Consider the following 19,447-nt stretch of genomic DNA (forward strand, 5'->3'; position numbering starts at 1 on the left):
CCTCTTTCTGTCTCTCTATTAACGAACGCTCGTCCGGTATCCTTCTGGGTTGTGCGCATGCCAATTCCAAGCATCACGGATGATCGTTTCGATATCGGTGCGTTGTGGTATCCAGCCGAGAACTTCTTTTGCTTTGGCGGATCCAGCGATTAAGATACTCGGATCCCCTGCACGACGTTCAATGATTCGTTCCGGAATCGGATGTCCCGTCACGCGACGTGCAGCTTCGATGATTTCCCGAACAGAGAACCCTTGGCTCGAACCAAGATTAAAGACTGTGCTATCGTTTCCGTCCGCCAAGTAATCGAGTGCCCGTACGTGGGCATCAATCAAGTCCTCGACATGGATGTAGTCGCGGATGCAGGTACCATCTGGTGTTCGATAATCATCACCGTAGATCGAAATTTCTGCCCGTTGTCGGTTAGCGACTTCAAGGACGAGTGGAATCAAATGTGTTTCCGGTGTGTGGTCTTCTCCGATTTCCCCCGTTGTACGCGCACCGGCGACATTGAAGTAACGTAACGCGACGTAACGTAAGCCATACGCTTGTTCAGACCAGCGCATCATCTTCTCCATCATCAACTTCGTCTCGCCATATGCATTCGTCGGACTCGTTTCCGCTGTTTCAAGAATCGGCATCTGTTCCTGTTCACCGTACGTTGCTGCCGTCGAAGAGAAGACGATCTGTTTGATGTCGTGAGCAATCATCGCTTCGAGCAACACTTGTGTACCATAGACGTTGTTGTCAAAGTAGCGTAATGGTTCTGCCATCGACTCTCCAACGAGTGAGAAGGCAGCGAAATGAACGACTTGTTCAATCGTCTCTTCCGTAAAGACGCGATCGAGAAAAGCACGATCGCGTATATCTCCTTCATATAAACGTGCTTGCGGGTGAACCGCTTCACGATGACCGGATTGCAGATGGTCGATGACGACGACATCCTTTCCGGCATCAATCAATTGATAGACGGCATGGGAGCCGATATAACCAGCTCCACCTACGACTAACGTTGCCATTTAGATGACCTCCCGTTCGATTTCACGTGCTCCGTCACCGACCGTCGCCGTATAGAACGTCGCCGGGTATCCGATCCGTGCTTCATAGTGTTCGCCGACAGATTGTTTGAACGCATCGACTACCTCGTCTTCAACGATCGCAATCGCACAGCCACCAAAACCAGCACCTGTCATCCGTGCGCCGAGTACGCCCGGTTGCTCCCAAGCGGCTTCGACGAGTGTATCGAGTTCAATCCCTGTCACTTCATAATCTTCCCGTAACGAGACGTGTGACGCATTCATCAACTGACCGAACGTCGTCAGTTCTCCCGCTTCGAGTGCCGCTAGCGCCTGAAGCGTTCGTTCATTTTCTGAAATCGCATGGCGAGCGCGACGCATCAAGATTTCTTCTTCCCACGCCACTTTTGCGAATTCTGACGTCGTCCATTGTCCGAGTGCTTCCCGTGGCGTGAATTGATTGAGATAAGCGAGTGCTGCTTCACACTCTGCACGGCGTTCATTGTATTTTGAATCCGCTAGTTCACGGCGTTTGTTCGTATTCATGATGATGATCGTATATCCTGTCAAATCGAGTGGGGCATACGTATAATCGAGCGTCTCACAATCGAGCAACAATCCCGCTCCTGCTTTTCCCATACCGATCGCAAATTGATCCATGATGCCACTGTTGACGCCAATATAACGGTTTTCGACTTGTTGACCGAACCGGACGAGATCAAGACGTGGAATCTCTAATCCGTATAATCGATCGAGCAAGACACCAATGACGAGTTCAAGCGAAGCCGATGATGAAAGACCTGCCCCGTTCGGGATGTCACCTTGAATCAGGATGTCACATCCCGTATCGATTCGGTATCCTGCTTCCTGTAAGACTGTAATCATACCCTTCGCATAGTTCGCCCAACCGTGCGTCGCGTCATACGCAAGTTCGTCGAGCGCGACTTCGATGATGCCGTCTTGCTCGAAATTCAGTGAGTAGAAGCGGAAGCGTTGATCGTCTCGTTTTCGTGCGATTGCATGCGTACCGAACGTCAACGCACATGGAAAGACGTGACCGCCATTGTAATCCGTATGTTCGCCGATTAAGTTGATCCGTCCTGGTGCAAAGAAGCGATGCGTCGACGGTAAGCCAAACCGCTGTTCAAATTGTTCTTCTAACGTCTGGTCTGTCATACGATCGTCTCCTTTGATTCGAGTAGTGAGAGCGCACGGTGGACTGGCTGAATCCGCAAGCAGCGGGCTTCATAGTCCGTCGTGTATGAGAATGTTAAGCCTTGCTGCATCAAGTAAGCGCCGCTTAACGTCCGGTCCTCGACTTGATAACGCATTGCTGGGTCGAGTCCTTTTAGCTTGAAGTGATACTGATGTGTTCCGTATTGTCGAAGTGGCGCGATCGCAAGTAGAACCGTTTCTTCTTCTGATGTATACTGCATGACGCTTGGCGTCTGTTGTGTAAAAGCAGATAAGCGATACTGGATACCGCGTTGAATCGTCGGACGAATCGCTTGATATGTCTCGATCCAGCCTTTTGCTTCCGCAAGTTCATCCGTTGACCATTCGCTTAAGTTACCACCAATGCCGAGTGTGCCTTGCATCGAGGAGACAAAGCGTGTTGCAAGCGGTACGTTGCGTCCATTTAACCAGTTCGGTCCGTCCGTCACCCAACAGCTCATCATTTTCGCATTGTAAGCATACGAGAAGTCGTACTGAATTTGTAAGCGATCGAGTGGATCGGTGTTATCACTCGTCCAGACTTGTTCCGTCCGTGAGAGGATTCCAAGGTCAATCCGTCCGCCACCACCTGCACAGGCTTCAAAGTCGACCGTCGGATGCAAGCGACGTAATTCATCAAAGATTCGGTACAACGCATCGACGTGACGTTTCCATAATTCCTGTTGGCGATCCGTCTGGTCTTTTGGAACACCTGGTTCTGAAAAGGCGCGGTTCATGTCCCATTTGATGTAGTCGATCGCGTGACGTGTCAGCAAGTCGTCCATCATCTCGAGAATGAATTGCTCGACTTCTGGTAATCCGAGGTTTAAGACGTATTGATTCCGAGACGTCGTCCGGACTGCATCGCGCGCATGGTAAATCCAGTCTGGATGCGCCCGGTATAGATCAGAATCCGGATTGACCATCTCCGGTTCGACCCACAGACCGAATTGTAACCCTTGTTGTTTCACATACGAGATCAAAGGCTGAAGACCGTTCGGGAACTTTTCTCGATTGACATGCCAGTCACCGAGTCCCGCTTGATCGGTATGGCGTTCACCGAACCACCCGTCATCGACGACGAACAGTTCACAGCCGATTCCTGCTGCCAGATCAACGAGTTCACGTTGACCAGATTCCGTGACATCGAAATACGTCGCTTCCCATGAGTTATAAAGAACCGGACGATCGGTCGCACGTGGCATGATGACGTCACGCTGAAAGGCATGCGCATGGGCGCTCATATCCGCGAAACCGTCCGCATAGCCGATGTAGAACGTTGGTGTCGTCAACTGTTGTTGATGTGATAGTTTCCAACTGAAGTCAAACGGATTCATGCCACCTGATAGCTGAACGAAACCGAACGCATCTTGTTCGACGTGAATCGCCCAGTTACCGGAATAAGCAAAATGTCCGTAGACGACTTCACCGCCATCTTCTGTCGCGTCCTGCTCGAGTGCGAACCAAGGGTTCGCTTGGTGACTTGTCACTCCACGTCGACTTTCAATCGTCTGGCGCCCTGGTGTCACTGGTGTGATCTGTTTCTTGAACTCACCTGTCCACATGCCAGCGAAGTGATGCAGTTTTAAATTCGGTTGATGCCAGCGTCCCATCGCAAAGGACTGGGCTGCTGTTAAACGAACAGGTAATCGACCTGTGTTTTCAACGACAATCGAACGACCGATGATGTCGTAATCAGCGAACACTTCGTACTGAACCCCGACACGCATCTCCTGCAAGGGATCAAACAGCCAGAGTGTCAATTTCGTTTCCGTCTGTTCGGAGCGCTCAAACTGGAACTGGTGAATCCGCTGTCCATCCTCTCGTTCCGATTTCAAAGTTGGCTCCGTATACAACATCTCGCCGAATGGTACGAAATCGTACGTCGCGACGCCGTCTGGTGATTCAAACGAACTGTGCGCGACGACTGGACTCGGTAACGCTTTATAATCATCCCGGTATGGTAACTTGGCACCGAAATAGGTGTGAATCAGCTTACCGTTCGCACCGACCGTCACGACGTGAGCGACCCGTTTCCCTTCGACGACGAAACGACGTCCTGCTACTTCAAAGATTGCCATGGTTCTCTTCCTCCTTACGTCGTCAGAATCAGTGTCTCGAGTGGTGCGAGCCGGACCGTTCCACGATATGTCTCTTCATCTGTCAATACTTTATATGTGCCGTCCAAGTTAACGTCCCGTGCTTCTTTCGTGTCATGGTTCATCAAGAAGAGGAAATCGCGTTTTTCGCCGTGACGACGCACGATTTCGACTTGATCCGGCGCCTCGATCATCTCGATGCCGGCCTCCGTGAACGCTTGACGGTAAATCGTATCGATCATCGCGTCATCAATCGATGAGCCGATGTAGGTAATCATTCCTTTATAGGCATTGCGCGTCACAGCCGCTACACCCTCGTAGAACGTATCTTTATAAACAGCGAGCGTCTCCGCTGTCGTTGGTGTGATGAGATCACACCAGAGGCGGGCTGTTGAGGATTGTCCTGCCATCTCGCCGATGCCTGCCACCTGATGTTGCTGAACGGATTGGAGTGACTCGTATTCGTCGATCTCGATGCCCGCATACGGTGCGAACTTACCTGGTAACGTCGTCGGTACGACATGATTCCGTGCATCCTTCACGCCTGTCCGGTACGTGAAGATGACGTGACCGCCTTGTTCCATGTACGCAATCAAGGCGTCATCGAACGTTGGATTCGTTAAGAAATAGAGCGGAACGATGATCAGTTTATAACGAGATAGATCATCATCTGGGAAGACGATGTCGGTTGCGACTTGTTGACGAACCGCTCCACCATAGAAGCGGACGAACTCCGTCCGGAAATCAAACGCATCACTGTGTGGCTGGTGTGTCCACGCCCAGACGTTTTCTTGATCGAAATAGACACCGACTTTCGCGTCGTAACGGCTCGCGTTGATCTCATCGCCATACGTATTCAGTTCCGTCATGATCTGCTTGACTTCTTCGAATTTCCGTTTCGGTTTGCCATCATGATCGATGATACCGTGACAGAACTCCTCTGTTCCGAAATGAGCAGCCCGGAAGCGGAAGTAGACAATCGCTTCTGCTCCCCGCGCGACCGCTTGGTACGTCCAGAGGCGAATGTGTCCTGGTCGTGGCAAGTAACCAATTTTGCTCCAGCCCTGTGCGCCACTCAATTGCTCCATGACCCAGAACCCTTTTCCTTGCTTCGAAGAGCGGCAAAGATCGTGATCACTCGCCATCTTCTCGAACCGGTTCGGCTCAGGTAGTCCACCCCAGACTGGGTAGTTATCGAACGCCACGTAATCAAGGTCTTGCGCCATTTGTTGCTGATTGACCGCCATGTCACTGTAGACCAGGTTGTGCGTGATGAAGACGTTCTCTGGAATGTAGCGACGTAAGACATCGACTTGTAATTTGTTGTAGTACGTATAGCCGTCGGCACAGAAGCGATCGAAGTCGACGAGCAGTGATGGGTTGTGTTCCTGATAGACTTTACGCGGTACCGGGATTTGCTCCCACGCCGTGTACGTCTGACTCCAGAAGACGGTTCCCCACGCTTCGTTCAAGGCATCGAGCGTTCCGTAACGATTTTCTAACCAACGCTGAAAAGCAGCGCGGTCGACATCACCGTAAGAACGATCCGATTTCTCATGCCCGTATTCATTATCCGTTTGCCACCCGATGACACGAGGATGTTGACCGTAGCGTTTCGCCATCTCTTCCGTGATCTTGACGGATAGACGCTGGTACGTTTCGCTGTGGACCGTATAATGGCGACGGGCACCAAAGCTGATCGTCACACCGTTCTCATCGACCGGTAAGATTTCTGGATACTTCGTACATAACCAAGCCGGTGGTGTCGCAGTTGGTGTTCCGAGTACGATATCGAATCCTTCCGCACTCAAGCGTTCGATGACGTCATCCCAAAAGCTGAAGTCATAGACGCCTTCTTCCGGCTCCATCATCGACCAAGCGAATTCCGCGAGACGAACGACGTTGACGCCAAGTTCCTTCATCAGTCGGAAGTCTTCCTCCCATAGTGCTCGTGGTGTTTGTTCTGGATAATAATCGACTCCTAAATACATTGTGCTCCCCCTTACGCAAAAACAATTATTTTACTGCACCCGCCGTCATTCCTTTTTGGAAGAAACGTTGGAAGAAGATATAGAAGATCATCGTCGGTAAACTGATCAAAACAAGTGATGCGTAGATTTTTCCTGGATCCCCACCGAGCGCATCCTTGAAGAAACTTGGTGCCATCGTCACTGTCTGATAGGCAGGATCCGTCATGAACGTAAGAACCATCAAGTATTCGTTCCATGAGTTAAGGAACGCATAGATTAAAGCTGTTGCGAGCGCTGGTTTTGCGAGTGGTAGCATGACTTTGAAGAACACTTCAAGAATCGTCGCCCCATCGATATACGCCGCTTCCATCAGTTCGTTTGGTAGTTCATCGAAGTATCCTTTGATGAGCATTAGACCGAATGGTAAGAAGAACGCAACTTCCGCTCCGATCAGTCCCCAGTGGTTGTTCAGTCCGTCAAACGAACGGAGCGTGAAGAACAATGGAACGATCATCGAAGCGACGGGTAACATCAGACCCGCTAAGACCATGTTGAACAACAGGCGTTTTCCAGCAAACTCAAGTTTCGAGAAGGCAAACGCCGCGAATGCCAGAATCGTGATCGAGATGATGATCATGAAGAAGGCAACGAAGAAACTGTTGAAGACGAACGTTGGGAAGTTCGGGTTTTGTAGTGTCGCGATATAGTTGTCGAATCCATTGATTCGGAGACTCTCTTTGAACATGACGAAAATCGGGAATAACCAGACGATTGATGCCAGCACCAATACAAGGTTGATCATCCAGCGGCTTTTTTTAGATTCTACATCCATGGGTCGTTCCTCCTTAGTTATCCATTTTCTTTTGTACGCGCAATTGGAAGTACGTGATGAGCAGGGCAATCGTCAATAGGATGATGGCAACAGCACTCGAGTAACCGACTTCCTGTTGCAACATCGATTTCCGGAATAGATAAGTCGAAATGAACTCCGTCGACGATCCCGGTCCGCCGGCTGTCGTGATCCAGACTAAGTCAAACGTCTTCAGACCACCGATGACACCGAGGATCGAAAGTGTGAACGTCGTTCCTTTCAAGTTCGGGAAGACGATGCTCCACAGTGTCCGGAAGAATCCAGCTCCATCGATTTTTGCTGCTTCGAAGATTTCCTTCTCAATCGTCAACATCGCCATGTAGTACATGACCATTGAAGAACCCGTCCACTGGAAGATGTTGATTGCAATGACGGAATAAAGCGCGATGTCCGGATCACCGAGCCAGTTCTGTTCGAGGCTACCGAGACCAATCGCACGGAGGAATTCATTGATGTAACCAAACTGGAAATCATAGATTTGTGAGAATGCCGCACCGAGTACGACAGGGCTCAAGACGACCGGGAAGAAGAAGACCGACTTCATCGCCGTCCGCAATGGTCCCGGTGTATGCAGGAAGTACGCCAAGACAAGACCGATACCGGCTTGGATCGTGACTGTTAAAATCGTGAAGATGAACGTATTCTTCAGCGAGAGATAGAAGTCTGGATCTTGGAACATCTCAGCATAGTTGTCGAGTCCGACGAACGCTTTGTCAAACGAGATTCCGTCCCACGAGAAGAACGAGTTATAGGCGTTATAGAAGATCCCATAATAGATGAAGCTGACAACGAACAAGACGATCGGGGCAACGAAAGCCCATCCGACCATGTTCCGCTTCATGTTCTTTTTCTTCTTTGGCGCAGGCGTACGTGTCGCTACCGGCTGGAGCGGTTCTGCTTTTGGTTTAATCGGCAATTCCTGTCGCTCTGTCTGCATATGGATTCCCCACTTTCCTCAAGTCCAAAAAATCAGGAAGTGGCACGCAGGCGTACCACTTCACTGTCGAGTCTTATTTCGCTGATTGATCCGCTGCGTCTTGAACGCGTTGTAATGCTTCTTTCGGATCTTGTCCTGTCGCGATGTTTTGAAGTTCCTTACCGAGGATATCGTTTAATTTCGTATCCCGGATACCACGGCTAGCAACCGCTTTTGCTAATGTGTCGTTCAACATCTTGTACGACTCTTTTTCACCTTCCGTTGTGAAGGCAGCATCCGAATCGACTTTGACGTCCTTGATGCCAGGCGCCATCTCGAACTCACCCATGTAGACTTCTTGTCCTTTCCCTTGGCTCATGAAAGCGATGAACTCCGCTGCACCCTCTTGTTGTTTTGACTCTTTGTTGACACCAAGTGCCATATCGATCGATGCGATGACAGGTTGCTCTGTTCCGCCTGCTAAGTTCGGGAGTGGAACGAATCCGAGCTCATCATCGATTTTCCATTTTTCTTTTTTCTCTTTCGTCGTCATCGAGTGTGCTTCCCATGAACCGATGACCCACATCGCTGCTTTTTTATCGAAGAACTGGTTCATCCCGTCATTGTATGTCGCTAGACCAAGTGCACCTTCTTGGAAGACTTTATCCTTGAAGAGGTCTTGCCAGATTTGTGCTGTTTTGACCATCTCGTCGTCTGTCCACTTCGCTTCACCCGAAAGAACTTTTTGGATGTAACCTGGCGCCACTTGGTGACTGAGGACGTTGTAGACGTCGATATCGATCCACGCATCTTTTGCTCCGAGCATGAGTGGGATGACTTTATCACCTGAGTCTTTGATCTTCTTGACTGCACTGACTGTTTCTTTGTAGTTCTTCGGTGGTGTCACGCCGTATTTGTCGAGCATCGTCTTGTTGTACATCAAGTACGCTTGACCTGTGAACCCGATTGGCACTGCATATTGTTTACCGTCGAGTGTCGTTTGTTCGATTCCAAGCTCGACGAACTTGTCTTTCCAGCCTTTGCCTGCTGCTTTATCCATGTACGAATCAACCGGTACGACACGATCCTTGTACTGCTGGATCATCGGTTCTTTTAGACCGATGATGTCTGGACCCTTACCTGACAACATCGCGACTTGTAATTGTTTTTCATAGTCTTCACTGTAGCGTTTGAATTGAACGACGTATTTGTCTTGCGATTCGTTGAACGCATCAACGACTGCTTTCCCCGCTTCTGGTTGTGGCGCCCAGCCCCACCATGTGACGATCGTCTTGCCGTCTTTCGTTTTCGTTTGTTGCTCGTCTTCGCCACCACAAGCAGCAAGGAATGCGGATAATGTTAGGACTGATGCTGCAGCAACGAGTTTCGTTTTTTTGAATTTCATGTAAGAGCTCCCCTTTTATGTGTAAGTAGTCAAGCGTATCGTCTAGCGTGCTCCCCTTCAATTTGTGCTTGTTTGCACCATTCTTCGATCACTTTCGTCTGAATCGGCATTCCCTGTAGCTGAATCAATACGCGGGCAATCAATCGAAGACGGTACGCCAGCGTATCAACGTCCGGTCGGACGAAGAGATATAACTCCCCACCGAGCGTCAAACAACCGGCAGAGCGCATGTGTTTCATGAGTGCGCGTAATTCAATGTATCCGCTCTCATTTTTTCGAATGTGTAGCTCGGATGAACGGATCGTCAGGACCCCTTGTACCGATGACATCCGGAATTGAAACACACCGTCACGTCGTGGTCGGACGAGCACGATATCCTGCTCGTCTGTCGGGACATCGCCTGGACCCTGTTCTGTCATCTGTTGCGTCGACCGATGAAAATAAAAACCGCGGATTGCTCCGTAACGCCCGAAAGCTTCACGGTACGAAACCCATGGATCGTATGGTTCCATTGCGCGATGCCTCCCTTTCCTGCTTCAGCTTGATTAGCCCCTGCTAACCTGCATCCACCTCCACTTAGTTGACCATGAACTTAGTAAATTAAATTTATTATCTAACTTTACATCGACTATAGCACATCACTTTTTAATTTGTAAACGGTTTCATTAAATTATTTTTGAATAACAAAACCGATTCCATCTCTTGCTGGTTCGCAAGACACGGAATCGGCTCATTAAATCGTTTGAAATAAACTGTTTGTTGCAAGGGCCGCTGCACTGAGTGCTCCCTGTTTTTCACCCCACGGGACCATCTTGACATCGGTTTCACGTGAAGCAGCGGTCAACGCCGTGTGCTCGACCCGTTCCTTGATTTGATCAACGATCGTAGGTGCGAGCTCGAACATCGGTCCCCCAAGTAAAATCCGGCGTGGATTCAAAAGATGAATCGTATTCAAGACCCCGATTCCGATATATTCCCCCGCCCGTTCATACGCACGAACCGCCTGCTCGTCTCCCTCGTTCAACCGCTTGCGCAAATCAGCAAGCGTCGAGACTTGTGGATCAACGACAGCATAATCCCGTAACAATGCTTTTTCGCCTGCCAACGCTTCAAGACATCCTCGGTTCCCACACGAGCAAATCGGACCATCGAGATCAAGGCGCATATGTCCGACCTCTCCCGTAATATGATGTTGTCCGTCGACAAGCTGTCCGTCGAGCACATAAGCACCCCCGATTCCTTCCCCAGCATAGAGATAGAAGAATTGTTCGACCCCGACGCCTTCACCGAACAATAACTCAAACGAAGCGAGTGCCCGGACATCATTTTCGATGAAGACAGGATAGTCAAAACGTGCTTCGAGTTGTACCTTCAACTCAACATCATGCAGATGGAATCGTGGAGCAAAAAGAATGACACCTGTCTCCGGATTGACCATCCCGTGGACAGAGATGCCGATTCCGTGAATCGTTCCCCGTCCTTTTGTCTGTGCAATCAACGTCTCGCATAAGCGACCGATTGCTTCAATCAATTCTTCATTCGTCTCAAAGCGTCCCACGGCTTCGGACTCATGAATCGTGTTCCCACTTAAATCCGCAACGACACCGATGAATTGGTGACTTGTTGCATCGATGCCGATGACGTATTGCTCTGTTGCGACGAGTTCGAGCATGATCGGTTTTCGTCCCCCATTTGATACCCCAAGCTCTCGCTCTGTCACGAGTTGTTCTGCAATCAATTCACTGACGATGTTTGATACCGTCGGCTTCGTCAAGTTCGTCCGTTGTGCTAACTCGACCCGCGAAATCGGTTGATGCATCCGGATCAGTCGCAAGACGAGTGCTCGATTATAAGAACGCATCCATTTAGAATTACGCGGTGTTTCTTTCGCCATGTCCCCCTCAACCCCTTTGGTCTGTCTCTTTACTATCTTCGCATATTTTGTAAGGGATTTCACGGTCTCACACAAAAACCGTTCATCTGCTGAACGGTTTTTGTGCACTTTCATGCTTCGTCGTATGGTTGTTCCAAGATCAAGACACGTGAACCGTCCGGATTCTCGGTCAGTTCGATTTCGACGATAGCTTGACCGACTAACAAGACGATCGGTTGAGACGGATCATTCTCGCGAAAGAAACCGATTTTTCCATGATATGCATCCATATAGTCCGCATATAAAAACGTTCCGTTGACGTGTAACTCATCCTTCATGCGATTAAACGTCAGACGTGGAACACCGTACCAAGCTTCTCCATTCAAATAAAGTAACGGACGCTCGCCGACCGATTCATTCATCGCCCGTCGGACTTCAATCGCCCCCGTCGTATCGTAATACAATCGATCCTGACCACGTGTCGCGATGACGATCGGATGTTTCTGATACAAGACGACTTCTAAAATTTCATCTGCTTGTTCGACGAAATAACCAGTCTCATCCGACTGGGCAAAACTAATCGTATACAGCTGCATCCAGGAAACAATGTCCGTCACTTGAACCGGTTTATGAAAAAGCGCAGAAACAAGCAGTGTTTCTTGCGGAGTCACAATCAGATTGACGGAGATATCCGCTAAGCGGATCGTCCGGATTTGTGTCGAAGGATACGTATGGTCATAACTCGGAACAAGCATCGCTTCATAGTGATCATCCTTTTCGACCAGTTCAATCGATGGCATGCGTCGATCAAAATCCGCAATTTGAATTCGTTTCATCCGACATCTCCTCTCACCTTCTCGAACAGCCTCACGCAAGTTATTACCCAATATCTGGTTTTCGTGCACTCCCCTGAATTCAAAAAACCGGAACGCATGCGTCCCGGTCATTGTAGGTACAAATCATATAGTAGATATAGAATGCCTCCGACGATGATTAAAAACGAGAAGATGCCCGCTTTCCCAAAAAAGACGCGATCGACGGTTTCATCCCGTTCGAATCTTGGCTTCGTCATGTAGTACCGCTCCCTTTAACAAGCTCGTAGTACTTCTCTTTTTCGACGTCTCGTATCCGATCCCTTGTTATGATCTGTCATTTCGTTCCATTTGCGAAATAAATCAATGTTTCGGTCTCATCTTCTGTCAACGGTCGTCCTGTCTCTTCTGCATATAAGGTCCGCATGTCCTTCAGTCGCCCTCCGGTCGCTTCTGTTACGCGAATGGCTCGACGCAACATGTTGATCTCTTCTTCAAATTCCGACTTCGGCATCGCTTCTCCATGCGACCAGATATAATAGTCGGCATCTAAACGATCGAGTGTCGTTAGTAAACGCGTCGTCCGTTCGACCGTATAATTCCACTTCGGTGAAAAGATATCGGCATACATCGCGTCGCCTAAGAACACGACACGTTCTTCCGGAATGTAGACGAGTAGACTTCCCGGGGAATGATCGTTTTCGACTTCAATCAACTGACAGTGTACCCCGCCCAAATCAAGATCCAGTTGTCCTTCAAAGCCGATCGTCGGTAAAACGACTTCAATATCACGTGTCGAACCGAACTCGAGCTTGATCGCGTCCGCACAAAACGGAATCTCGATGCCTTGATCCATTCGTTCTTGTAACGCTCCATCTGTCCAAGCGTATGGTTGCATCTCCTTCATTCGTTCGATCGTTTGCTTGGTCGCGATTGACGGCAGACCGAGATGTTTCATCCCAAAAATATGATCCCAGTGCCAGTGGGTCAATGCCAATAAATCAGGTGATCCAAGATTGTGTTTCTTCATTTCTTCTAAGAATAGTGCTGCATGAGCTGACGAGTTTCCCGCATCGATCATCAATTGATGATTTTCCCCACGTACGACGGCGAGAATCGGGCGGTCCGTCTCGCTGACCGGTGTCTGATACCAAATCCGTGAAGTTAGTTGTTTGAAGTGTTGCATGCTCTACCTCCTTATCATCTGCTTTTAGTATACGTCATGACAAAACCGGGTTCATCTAGAAGACGAACCCGGTCTGGTTAGTTATTATTTTTTAGCGTTTGGTCGAAACGGCCACCAGACCCCTTTGCCAAACGATACCGTGATCGCTGGAATCAAGAGTGGTAAGACGATCAAACCATACAAGAGTAGACCTGTGATGACGATCGTCGCGATTTGAACGAGACTCAAGACACCAGACGGCATCATCGCTCCGAAGGTTCCTGCGAGGATGATCGCTGCCGTGATGATGACAGACCCCATCTTTTTCATCGACAGGAACATCGCTTCCTTCGTATCGAGTCCCTTGATGGTCTCTTCCCGGAAACGGTCGAGTAGGAAAATCGAGTAGTCGATACCAAGGGCAATCAACATAACGAATCCGAAGAACGGAACGGCCCAACTGATACCGTCATATCCGAGTCCGTTGACGAAGATCAGCTCTGCGATCGACATCGACGTATAATACGTCAGCAATAACGAACCGATCATGAACAACGGCATGATCAACGAACGGAACATGATTGCTAGAATCACGAAGAGACTGATCAGCATGACCGTCACTGTTCGTTTGAAATCGGCTTTCGACGTATCGTTTAAATCACTGTTGACGCTTGAAATCCCACCATATGCAACGGTGCTATCTTCAAACGGTGTACCTTTGATTGTCTTCGCTGTCGTCTCTTTTATTGCAGCGACGGTTTGAATCGCTTCCGGAGAATACGGATCATCTTCGAGGATGACTTCGAACTTCAATCCCGTCTGTTGATCGATCGCGTAACGATCAATTGCTGGTTTAAAGGCTTTATCCGACAGCGTATCTTTTGGAACGAACACACCTGTCCCCCGAATCGATGTCGCTTGTCCCATCTCGGTCAGAAGATCAGAAATGTCTTCAAGACCACTTTCGATTTTCGTCAATCCTGCGTTCGCTTGACCGACACCGGCTGCGAGTTGCGTCAACCCACTTCCAAGTTGACCCGCTTGCGCACCTTGAGACGCAATCCCACTTGCTGCTTGACTGATGCCGGCTTGAACTTGGCTCAATTGACCAGACAAGGCATTCAACGTTCCAACGGTTTGCGGGATGTTTTGGGTCGATTGTAGACCTTGACCGACGAGCGTCAACTGTTGGTTAATTTGCCCAAGTCCGTCTGCTGCTTGTTGCAACTGACTCGCACCTGCTGAAGCCGCGTCTCCTGCTGGTAGCTGTCCTGTAATCCCATTCAAATTATCTTCCACCGTCGTCAGACCAGACTGAACATCCGTGAGACCGGCGGTAGCTTTCTTCATACCATCAGCAACTTGTTTTAATTGACGATCGACGTAGAAATCATTGATGACTTCGCCTGTCGGACGAGAAATCGAACGAACCGATTTGACCCCGTCAATCTTCACCAGTTCGCGACTGAGTTGTTCCGCATAAGGAACTGTTTTTTCAGTAATCAAATCATCGTCACTCTTCAGGATGACGTTGACCGGGAGCGACTCACCTGCACCAAATCCATCCGAGATCGCATTGAGTCCTTTTACCGTCTCATACTTCGCACCAATCTCATCGACGGTATTAAACGAAAGGTCATCATCATACGTAAAGAGTGTCGGAACCGTGATGATCGCAACGATGATCATCGCAAGCAACGGACGACGAATCGATAGTCCACCATACTGTGCCCACAGTTTACTGTCTTGGTGACTCGCCGCCTTCTTCGATGGCCAAAATAGCTTTTCTTTTAATGTCGCCATGAAGAATGGAACAAGTGTAAACAAGACAAGCAAGAGTACGGCAATCCCGACTGCAACAGCGACCGACGATTTAAAGATCGGGAAGTCCGCAAATCCAATCGCCGAGAAGCCGACGAGAACAGCGAGACCACTGATTAGTAACGTACGCCCTGCTGTCTTATACGTGTTGACGATTGCTGTCTCAACGTCGTGTCCTGCCGTCAACTCTTCCTTGTACCGGCTCAGGAGCAAAATACAATAGTCCGTCCCAATCCCGAACAGGATGGCAACGAGGAAGATTTGCGTATAGTTCGATACTGGGAAGCCGAACCAATCGACGAAAAAGGCGACGAGTGATTGGCTGATCAGGTACGTAAACCCAACCGCAACGAGTGGGACGAACGGTGTGACGACTGAACGGAAGACGAGCAGAAGCAGTCCGAAAATCAATCCGACCGTAATCAGTTCCGTCCGCTTCAGTCCCTCTTGCGAGCTCGTATTGACGTCATCATTGATTAACGCTTCACCCGTTAGATAAATCGTTTGATCCTTTGGTAAGAGGTCCGTCCGGATTTGTTTTGCCAGTTTGACGATCTCTTCTTGCGAACCGTCGACCGTGATTGGCACGAGAACTGTCTTTTTGTCTTTTGAGACGAGCTGTCCTTCCGTCTCTTTGTTTTCAAACGGATCGAGCACATCCGTAACCGGACGATCAAGTGCTTCTAAATCCTGAACGATTTGCCCGATTGATGTTCGATCGGCATCGCTGACTTTGTCTTTGAGCGGAATGACGAGAGAAATGGTTTCTTCACTTGCCCCCGCTTTTTCTAAAATGTCAGCTGCCCGTTGTGAATCGGCATCATTTGCAAGCTGAATCGCACCTGCTTCTTCTGCTTGTTTAGCCAAGTTTGGTGCCGTAAATAGTAAACCTACTGTGACGATGAGCAATAACGCAAGAATTGCCCAACGCCATTTGACGATTTGTCGCATATCCGATTCTCCTCTTCCTTCGATTCTGTCTTTAGTCGTTCAACTGCAAAATCTCTTTGATCTTCTTAAAGGTTTCGATGAACTGGATGATTTCTTCTTCCTCGACCTTTCCTTCAATCAAATTTTCAAGATACGTATAGATTTCTTGCTCCGCTTCAGTTGCCACTAACCGACCTGATTCCGTCAGTGAGATATACTTCGTCCGGTGGTCGTCTTCTCGTCGTTCGACGATGACGAGACCTTTTTCCGTCAACTTTTTCAGCCGATTCGAGATGGCACTTTTGTGAACACCCTGCACTGCCGCGAGACGCCCAGACGAAATCGGTCCATATTTTCCGACGAGCTTCAACACATGAAGTTGTTCCGGTGAATACATTTGCCAAACGGGTGCTTCGACCGACTTCAACACGCGTTCTGTTCCGTGGATCATGACTTCTTCAAACAGGAGGACTGCTTCACGTAAATTGTCTTTCATTTTTAGTTTACCCCCTAAACTTATGAAGTTAGTTTAGCCCCTCAACTAGAAGTCTGTCAACTCTAAACTGTCACAACTTACCGATGCAGAACATGACCAATTTCTGTATGATAAAGGAAGAGAGGAGCATGCTTATGTTGACTTTGTTTTGGATTGCGTTAGTCATCTGTCTCGTAGGTCTTGTCTTTACGTTACGGATTGCCAAGCAACCAGCAGAAGAAAAGTATGACCACAAAACTTCGGCCAAAAACATGTCTTGGATGTATTTCATTTTTCTTCCGATCATTTTGATTTTATTAGGCATCTTCTATTATTTTTTAACATGATATAAAACAGCACACATCAACCGATGTGTGCTGTTTTATATCACTTCAAGGTTTTCGGACGGACGATATAGATATCGCATTTTGCATAACGGGAGATGTTTTCAGAGACACTCCCGATCATGATGCGTTCCATCGCATTCATCCCGACCGCCCCACAGACAATCAACCCAGCACCGACACGTGGTGCGATGACCTTCGGAATCAATGTTTTTGGAGAGCCATTTTCGATGACCAGTTCAACTGTCTCGACGCCTGCTTCTCGTGCCCGCTTCTCGTAACGATCGAGCAGTCCTTGTGCATATTCCGTGACGTTTTGATCAATGAAACGCTTATTGGCACGTACATTAGCAAATGTCTGAATATCGATGACATGGGCGATGACGAGTTTGGCATGATCGAGTTTGGCGAATTTCACTGCCTTTTCAAAGGCAAGATCTGCCGTCTTTGATCCATCGACTGCCACTAAAATCGTATGATACTGGCTCTCCATCAAGAATCATCCTTTCTGCACGACTCTCTTACAGCATCCGATCATTTTCATTTTCGAGGGCGCGGTTTTCATGATCGAGTTTCCGTTCTGCCTCGATTCCTTCTGGCTCTGTCTCCAAAATACTTTTTGGTTTCGGCGCAGGACGTGTTGCCCCTGCTTCGTCTGCTAACAGGACATACTCACCTTGTTGAACACGTAAGACATGCTGACGAATATCCGACTCCGGTAATCCGAGTTCCGTAAAGGCAGTTTGAATTTCCTCAGCCGAAGCTGGTTTGCCCGTAAATCGCTCAAACAGCGTCCGTTTACCGGAGACGAGTTGCGCCGCTGATTGTCCGCGTAACATCGCCATATCGGTTTTATCTTGTAACACGACATATAAATCTTCTTCTAGATAACCCGCAAAATGTAGATCCTCAATTTTTCGAATCAAATCCGTTTCATTTTGATAGACACCGATCCATTGTTTTTTTCCCATGACACACGTCTCCCCCTTTTATAACAACTATATGAGATATACCCCAAATTCATCTAAAACATGACTAGGATGAAGAAGACTTCGGCGATTGCTGTCGAAAAAGACGTTGCCGTTTATAGAAGACGTAATAGCACAAGAGTAAAACACATACGATTCCGACCCCTGTTACAATTTGTTGCAGAAGAAAGAGGCGATCGTTAAAGTACAATCCAATTAAATACCAGACGAGCGCGAGACCAAACACCCAATCGGAATGAATGACGACAAACAATAGTCCTCCGATAATCGCTACGATAAGTGCAATAGTACTCCATTGCTGTTCGGAAAGAGCAAATAGCGAAGTGAACTGAAAATCGGATAAGATCCGAAATGGTAAAATCAACAACATCGTACTCATCCAAGCGAGAAGGACTGAAATCGGAGAGCGCATCCAAGGCGAGCGCCGAGGATGATACTGAATTTTCATATAGACTAAACAAAGACTGATGAATGAAATCGTAGTCCAGACGAGTTCCCAAGGTGGTCCGGTCATACTACTGACGCCAAGCGTCACGAGTGATAACGAGAGCCATCCTCCGATATCTTCAATCAGTTCTCGATCTGCTGGGAAGGCACGAACCGGTCGAATACACCAAATTAACAACGTTGTGAACACAATACCTGTAATCGCATCAAAAAAAGGGGCTGGAACAAGAGGCAACGTAGGAAGGGTGACCGGATTTGACCAAACGACGCGCGCTAGCAATGCAAAGAGGAATGCTCCTATATTCATGAGGCGTAAAAATGTTAAATACTGCACGCCCCTCTTCACCTCCTCGTTCATTCTGTTATTCAATTCCCCCTGCAAGAGGCAGAAAAACAAAAATGTCGCTTTGTTCTGTTGCCAAATTCCGGTACGATGAAAAGAAAAGGAGGAACGCGAATGGACACATTTTTATTGCCCTATCAATACAACTTCATTCGGAATCAAGTCGACCTGTTGCAACATCAATTCGCTGCCGTTCATGATCCGGATGTTCGTGATGCTGTCCGGTATAGTGCCGCTGAAAAGATATTTGATCTATTGCCCGTACTTACACCGGAACAGGAAGCGCTGTTGACGAACATTCGTGACGCCGAATCCGAACAGGATCTCCTCGCATATTTAGCACACGTCGAACCATTCGTCCAACCGTTTCCGAGCATTTCTGAATCACGGATCCGTCAGCTCTTCAAAAAAACGAAAAAGTTACATGTTCCACCACTTCACTCCTTTGAATGGGCTCACACGACGTTTTTAAGCTGGAACGATACCGGGAATCGAAAAAAATATTTCGTCTATCCTTTGGACGGTCAATGGATCGGCGTCGAGGGAACCTATCTGCCATCGATCCAAAAAGGGATCTGTGCGATTTGCCATACGTATAGTGACATCACACTCGTAACCGCAACGACACGTCGTTCAGCTGAACAGCATCAGACGATTGGTCATCATATGTGTATCGACAGCGATGCATGTAATCAAGCTATGACGAATCCAGAAGTCATTGAAACGTTCTTAGCACGCACGCAAAAGAAATGATAGGC

The 19,447-nt window shown here is 48.5% G+C and carries 19 protein-coding genes; 2 read left to right on the forward strand and 17 right to left on the reverse strand.

What is annotated here, in order from left to right:
• Positions 1-18 precede the first annotated feature (18 nt).
• The 14 genes from galE to EXG77_RS14250 form a co-directional block, all read right to left on the reverse strand.
• Complete coding sequence (galE, locus tag EXG77_RS14190; protein WP_035399046.1) at positions 19-1,017, reverse strand: UDP-glucose 4-epimerase GalE; 999 nt, start codon at positions 1,015-1,017, stop codon at positions 19-21.
• A complete protein-coding gene (locus EXG77_RS14195; protein WP_035399048.1) occupies positions 1,018-2,190 on the reverse strand; it encodes a galactokinase in 1,173 nt (390 codons plus the stop codon).
• Complete coding sequence (locus tag EXG77_RS14200; protein ID WP_035399050.1) at positions 2,187-4,310, reverse strand: alpha-galactosidase; 2,124 nt, start codon at positions 4,308-4,310, stop codon at positions 2,187-2,189. The genes EXG77_RS14195 and EXG77_RS14200 overlap by 4 nt, the downstream gene beginning before the upstream one ends.
• A gap of 14 nt (positions 4,311-4,324) precedes the next feature.
• The gene (locus EXG77_RS14205) at positions 4,325-6,319 is read right to left on the reverse strand and encodes a beta-galactosidase (protein WP_035399052.1); all 1,995 of its coding nucleotides are present in this window, start codon (positions 6,317-6,319) and stop codon (positions 4,325-4,327) included.
• A 25-nt stretch (positions 6,320-6,344) separates the two neighbouring features.
• A complete protein-coding gene (locus tag EXG77_RS14210) occupies positions 6,345-7,130 on the reverse strand; it encodes a carbohydrate ABC transporter permease (RefSeq protein WP_023466970.1) in 786 nt (261 codons plus the stop codon).
• Between the two features lie 13 nt (positions 7,131-7,143).
• Positions 7,144-8,106, reverse strand: a complete 963-nt coding sequence (locus EXG77_RS14215; protein WP_023466969.1) for a carbohydrate ABC transporter permease — start codon at positions 8,104-8,106, stop codon at positions 7,144-7,146.
• Positions 8,107-8,179: 73 nt separating this feature from the next.
• Complete coding sequence (locus tag EXG77_RS14220; RefSeq protein WP_035399053.1) at positions 8,180-9,490, reverse strand: ABC transporter substrate-binding protein; 1,311 nt, start codon at positions 9,488-9,490, stop codon at positions 8,180-8,182.
• A 29-nt stretch (positions 9,491-9,519) separates the two neighbouring features.
• Positions 9,520-10,002, reverse strand: coding sequence for a hypothetical protein (locus EXG77_RS14225; protein ID WP_035399054.1), 483 nt, complete (start codon positions 10,000-10,002; stop codon positions 9,520-9,522).
• 221 nt (positions 10,003-10,223) lie between these two features.
• The gene (locus EXG77_RS14230; protein ID WP_023466966.1) at positions 10,224-11,384 is read right to left on the reverse strand and encodes an ROK family transcriptional regulator; all 1,161 of its coding nucleotides are present in this window, start codon (positions 11,382-11,384) and stop codon (positions 10,224-10,226) included.
• Between the two features lie 110 nt (positions 11,385-11,494).
• Entirely contained in the window at positions 11,495-12,199 is a 705-nt protein-coding gene (locus tag EXG77_RS14235) for a hypothetical protein (RefSeq protein ID WP_035399056.1), read from the reverse strand.
• A 107-nt stretch (positions 12,200-12,306) separates the two neighbouring features.
• Positions 12,307-12,435: a hypothetical protein gene (locus EXG77_RS16620; protein WP_255415721.1), complete on the reverse strand. Its 129-nt coding sequence runs from the start codon at positions 12,433-12,435 to the stop codon at positions 12,307-12,309.
• Positions 12,436-12,512: 77 nt separating this feature from the next.
• A complete protein-coding gene (locus tag EXG77_RS14240; protein WP_023466961.1) occupies positions 12,513-13,361 on the reverse strand; it encodes an MBL fold metallo-hydrolase in 849 nt (282 codons plus the stop codon).
• Positions 13,362-13,445: 84 nt separating this feature from the next.
• On the reverse strand, positions 13,446-16,112 hold the full coding sequence (locus EXG77_RS14245) for an MMPL family transporter (protein ID WP_035399058.1): 2,667 nt from the start codon (positions 16,110-16,112) through the stop codon (positions 13,446-13,448).
• Between the two features lie 31 nt (positions 16,113-16,143).
• Entirely contained in the window at positions 16,144-16,587 is a 444-nt protein-coding gene (locus EXG77_RS14250) for a MarR family transcriptional regulator (RefSeq protein WP_029343331.1), read from the reverse strand.
• Between the two features lie 128 nt (positions 16,588-16,715).
• Between EXG77_RS14250 and EXG77_RS14255 the strand changes: the two genes are divergently transcribed.
• Entirely contained in the window at positions 16,716-16,913 is a 198-nt protein-coding gene (locus EXG77_RS14255; protein WP_023466956.1) for a hypothetical protein, read from the forward strand.
• A 40-nt stretch (positions 16,914-16,953) separates the two neighbouring features.
• On the opposite strand, the gene EXG77_RS14260 is transcribed toward EXG77_RS14255, so the two are convergent.
• The 3 genes from EXG77_RS14260 to EXG77_RS14270 all read right to left on the reverse strand — a co-directional run bounded on the left by EXG77_RS14260 (position 16,954) and on the right by EXG77_RS14270 (position 18,680).
• The gene (locus EXG77_RS14260) at positions 16,954-17,403 is read right to left on the reverse strand and encodes a universal stress protein (RefSeq protein ID WP_023466954.1); all 450 of its coding nucleotides are present in this window, start codon (positions 17,401-17,403) and stop codon (positions 16,954-16,956) included.
• A 28-nt stretch (positions 17,404-17,431) separates the two neighbouring features.
• Positions 17,432-17,881 carry a general stress protein gene (locus tag EXG77_RS14265; protein ID WP_035399060.1) on the reverse strand — a complete coding sequence of 150 codons (450 nt, stop codon included), beginning with the start codon at positions 17,879-17,881 and terminating at the stop codon, positions 17,432-17,434.
• Positions 17,882-17,945: 64 nt separating this feature from the next.
• The gene (locus tag EXG77_RS14270; RefSeq protein WP_035399062.1) at positions 17,946-18,680 is read right to left on the reverse strand and encodes a hypothetical protein; all 735 of its coding nucleotides are present in this window, start codon (positions 18,678-18,680) and stop codon (positions 17,946-17,948) included.
• Between the two features lie 123 nt (positions 18,681-18,803).
• Here EXG77_RS14270 and EXG77_RS14275 point away from each other — a divergent pair, with 123 nt between their 5' ends.
• Positions 18,804-19,442, forward strand: coding sequence for a FusB/FusC family EF-G-binding protein (locus EXG77_RS14275; RefSeq protein ID WP_035399063.1), 639 nt, complete (start codon positions 18,804-18,806; stop codon positions 19,440-19,442).
• Positions 19,443-19,447: the final 5 nt, after the last annotated feature.

This window comes from Exiguobacterium sp. OS-77 (assembly GCF_000414195.2).
GTDB classification, from domain to species: domain Bacteria; phylum Bacillota; class Bacilli; order Exiguobacteriales; family Exiguobacteriaceae; genus Exiguobacterium_A; species Exiguobacterium_A indicum.

Excerpts from the sequence above, each read along its gene's own strand:
- galE (WP_035399046.1), bottom strand. The coding sequence starts at position 1,017 with ATGGCAACGTTAGTCGTAGGTGGAGCTGGTTATATCGGCTCCCATGCC.
- EXG77_RS14195 (WP_035399048.1), bottom strand. The coding sequence starts at position 2,190 with ATGACAGACCAGACGTTAGAAGAACAATTTGAACAGCGGTTTGGCTTA.
- EXG77_RS14200 (WP_035399050.1), bottom strand. The coding sequence starts at position 4,310 with ATGGCAATCTTTGAAGTAGCAGGACGTCGTTTCGTCGTCGAAGGGAAA.
- EXG77_RS14205 (WP_035399052.1), bottom strand. The coding sequence starts at position 6,319 with ATGTATTTAGGAGTCGATTATTATCCAGAACAAACACCACGAGCACTA.
- EXG77_RS14210 (WP_023466970.1), bottom strand. The coding sequence starts at position 7,130 with ATGGATGTAGAATCTAAAAAAAGCCGCTGGATGATCAACCTTGTATTG.
- EXG77_RS14215 (WP_023466969.1), bottom strand. The coding sequence starts at position 8,106 with ATGCAGACAGAGCGACAGGAATTGCCGATTAAACCAAAAGCAGAACCG.
- EXG77_RS14220 (WP_035399053.1), bottom strand. The coding sequence starts at position 9,490 with ATGAAATTCAAAAAAACGAAACTCGTTGCTGCAGCATCAGTCCTAACA.
- EXG77_RS14225 (WP_035399054.1), bottom strand. The coding sequence starts at position 10,002 with ATGGAACCATACGATCCATGGGTTTCGTACCGTGAAGCTTTCGGGCGT.
- EXG77_RS14230 (WP_023466966.1), bottom strand. The coding sequence starts at position 11,384 with ATGGCGAAAGAAACACCGCGTAATTCTAAATGGATGCGTTCTTATAAT.
- EXG77_RS14235 (WP_035399056.1), bottom strand. The coding sequence starts at position 12,199 with ATGAAACGAATTCAAATTGCGGATTTTGATCGACGCATGCCATCGATT.
- EXG77_RS16620 (WP_255415721.1), bottom strand. The coding sequence starts at position 12,435 with ATGACGAAGCCAAGATTCGAACGGGATGAAACCGTCGATCGCGTCTTT.
- EXG77_RS14240 (WP_023466961.1), bottom strand. The coding sequence starts at position 13,361 with ATGCAACACTTCAAACAACTAACTTCACGGATTTGGTATCAGACACCG.
- EXG77_RS14245 (WP_035399058.1), bottom strand. The coding sequence starts at position 16,112 with ATGCGACAAATCGTCAAATGGCGTTGGGCAATTCTTGCGTTATTGCTC.
- EXG77_RS14250 (WP_029343331.1), bottom strand. The coding sequence starts at position 16,587 with ATGAAAGACAATTTACGTGAAGCAGTCCTCCTGTTTGAAGAAGTCATG.
- EXG77_RS14255 (WP_023466956.1), top strand. The coding sequence starts at position 16,716 with ATGCTTATGTTGACTTTGTTTTGGATTGCGTTAGTCATCTGTCTCGTA.
- EXG77_RS14260 (WP_023466954.1), bottom strand. The coding sequence starts at position 17,403 with ATGGAGAGCCAGTATCATACGATTTTAGTGGCAGTCGATGGATCAAAG.
- EXG77_RS14265 (WP_035399060.1), bottom strand. The coding sequence starts at position 17,881 with ATGGGAAAAAAACAATGGATCGGTGTCTATCAAAATGAAACGGATTTG.
- EXG77_RS14275 (WP_035399063.1), top strand. The coding sequence starts at position 18,804 with ATGGACACATTTTTATTGCCCTATCAATACAACTTCATTCGGAATCAA.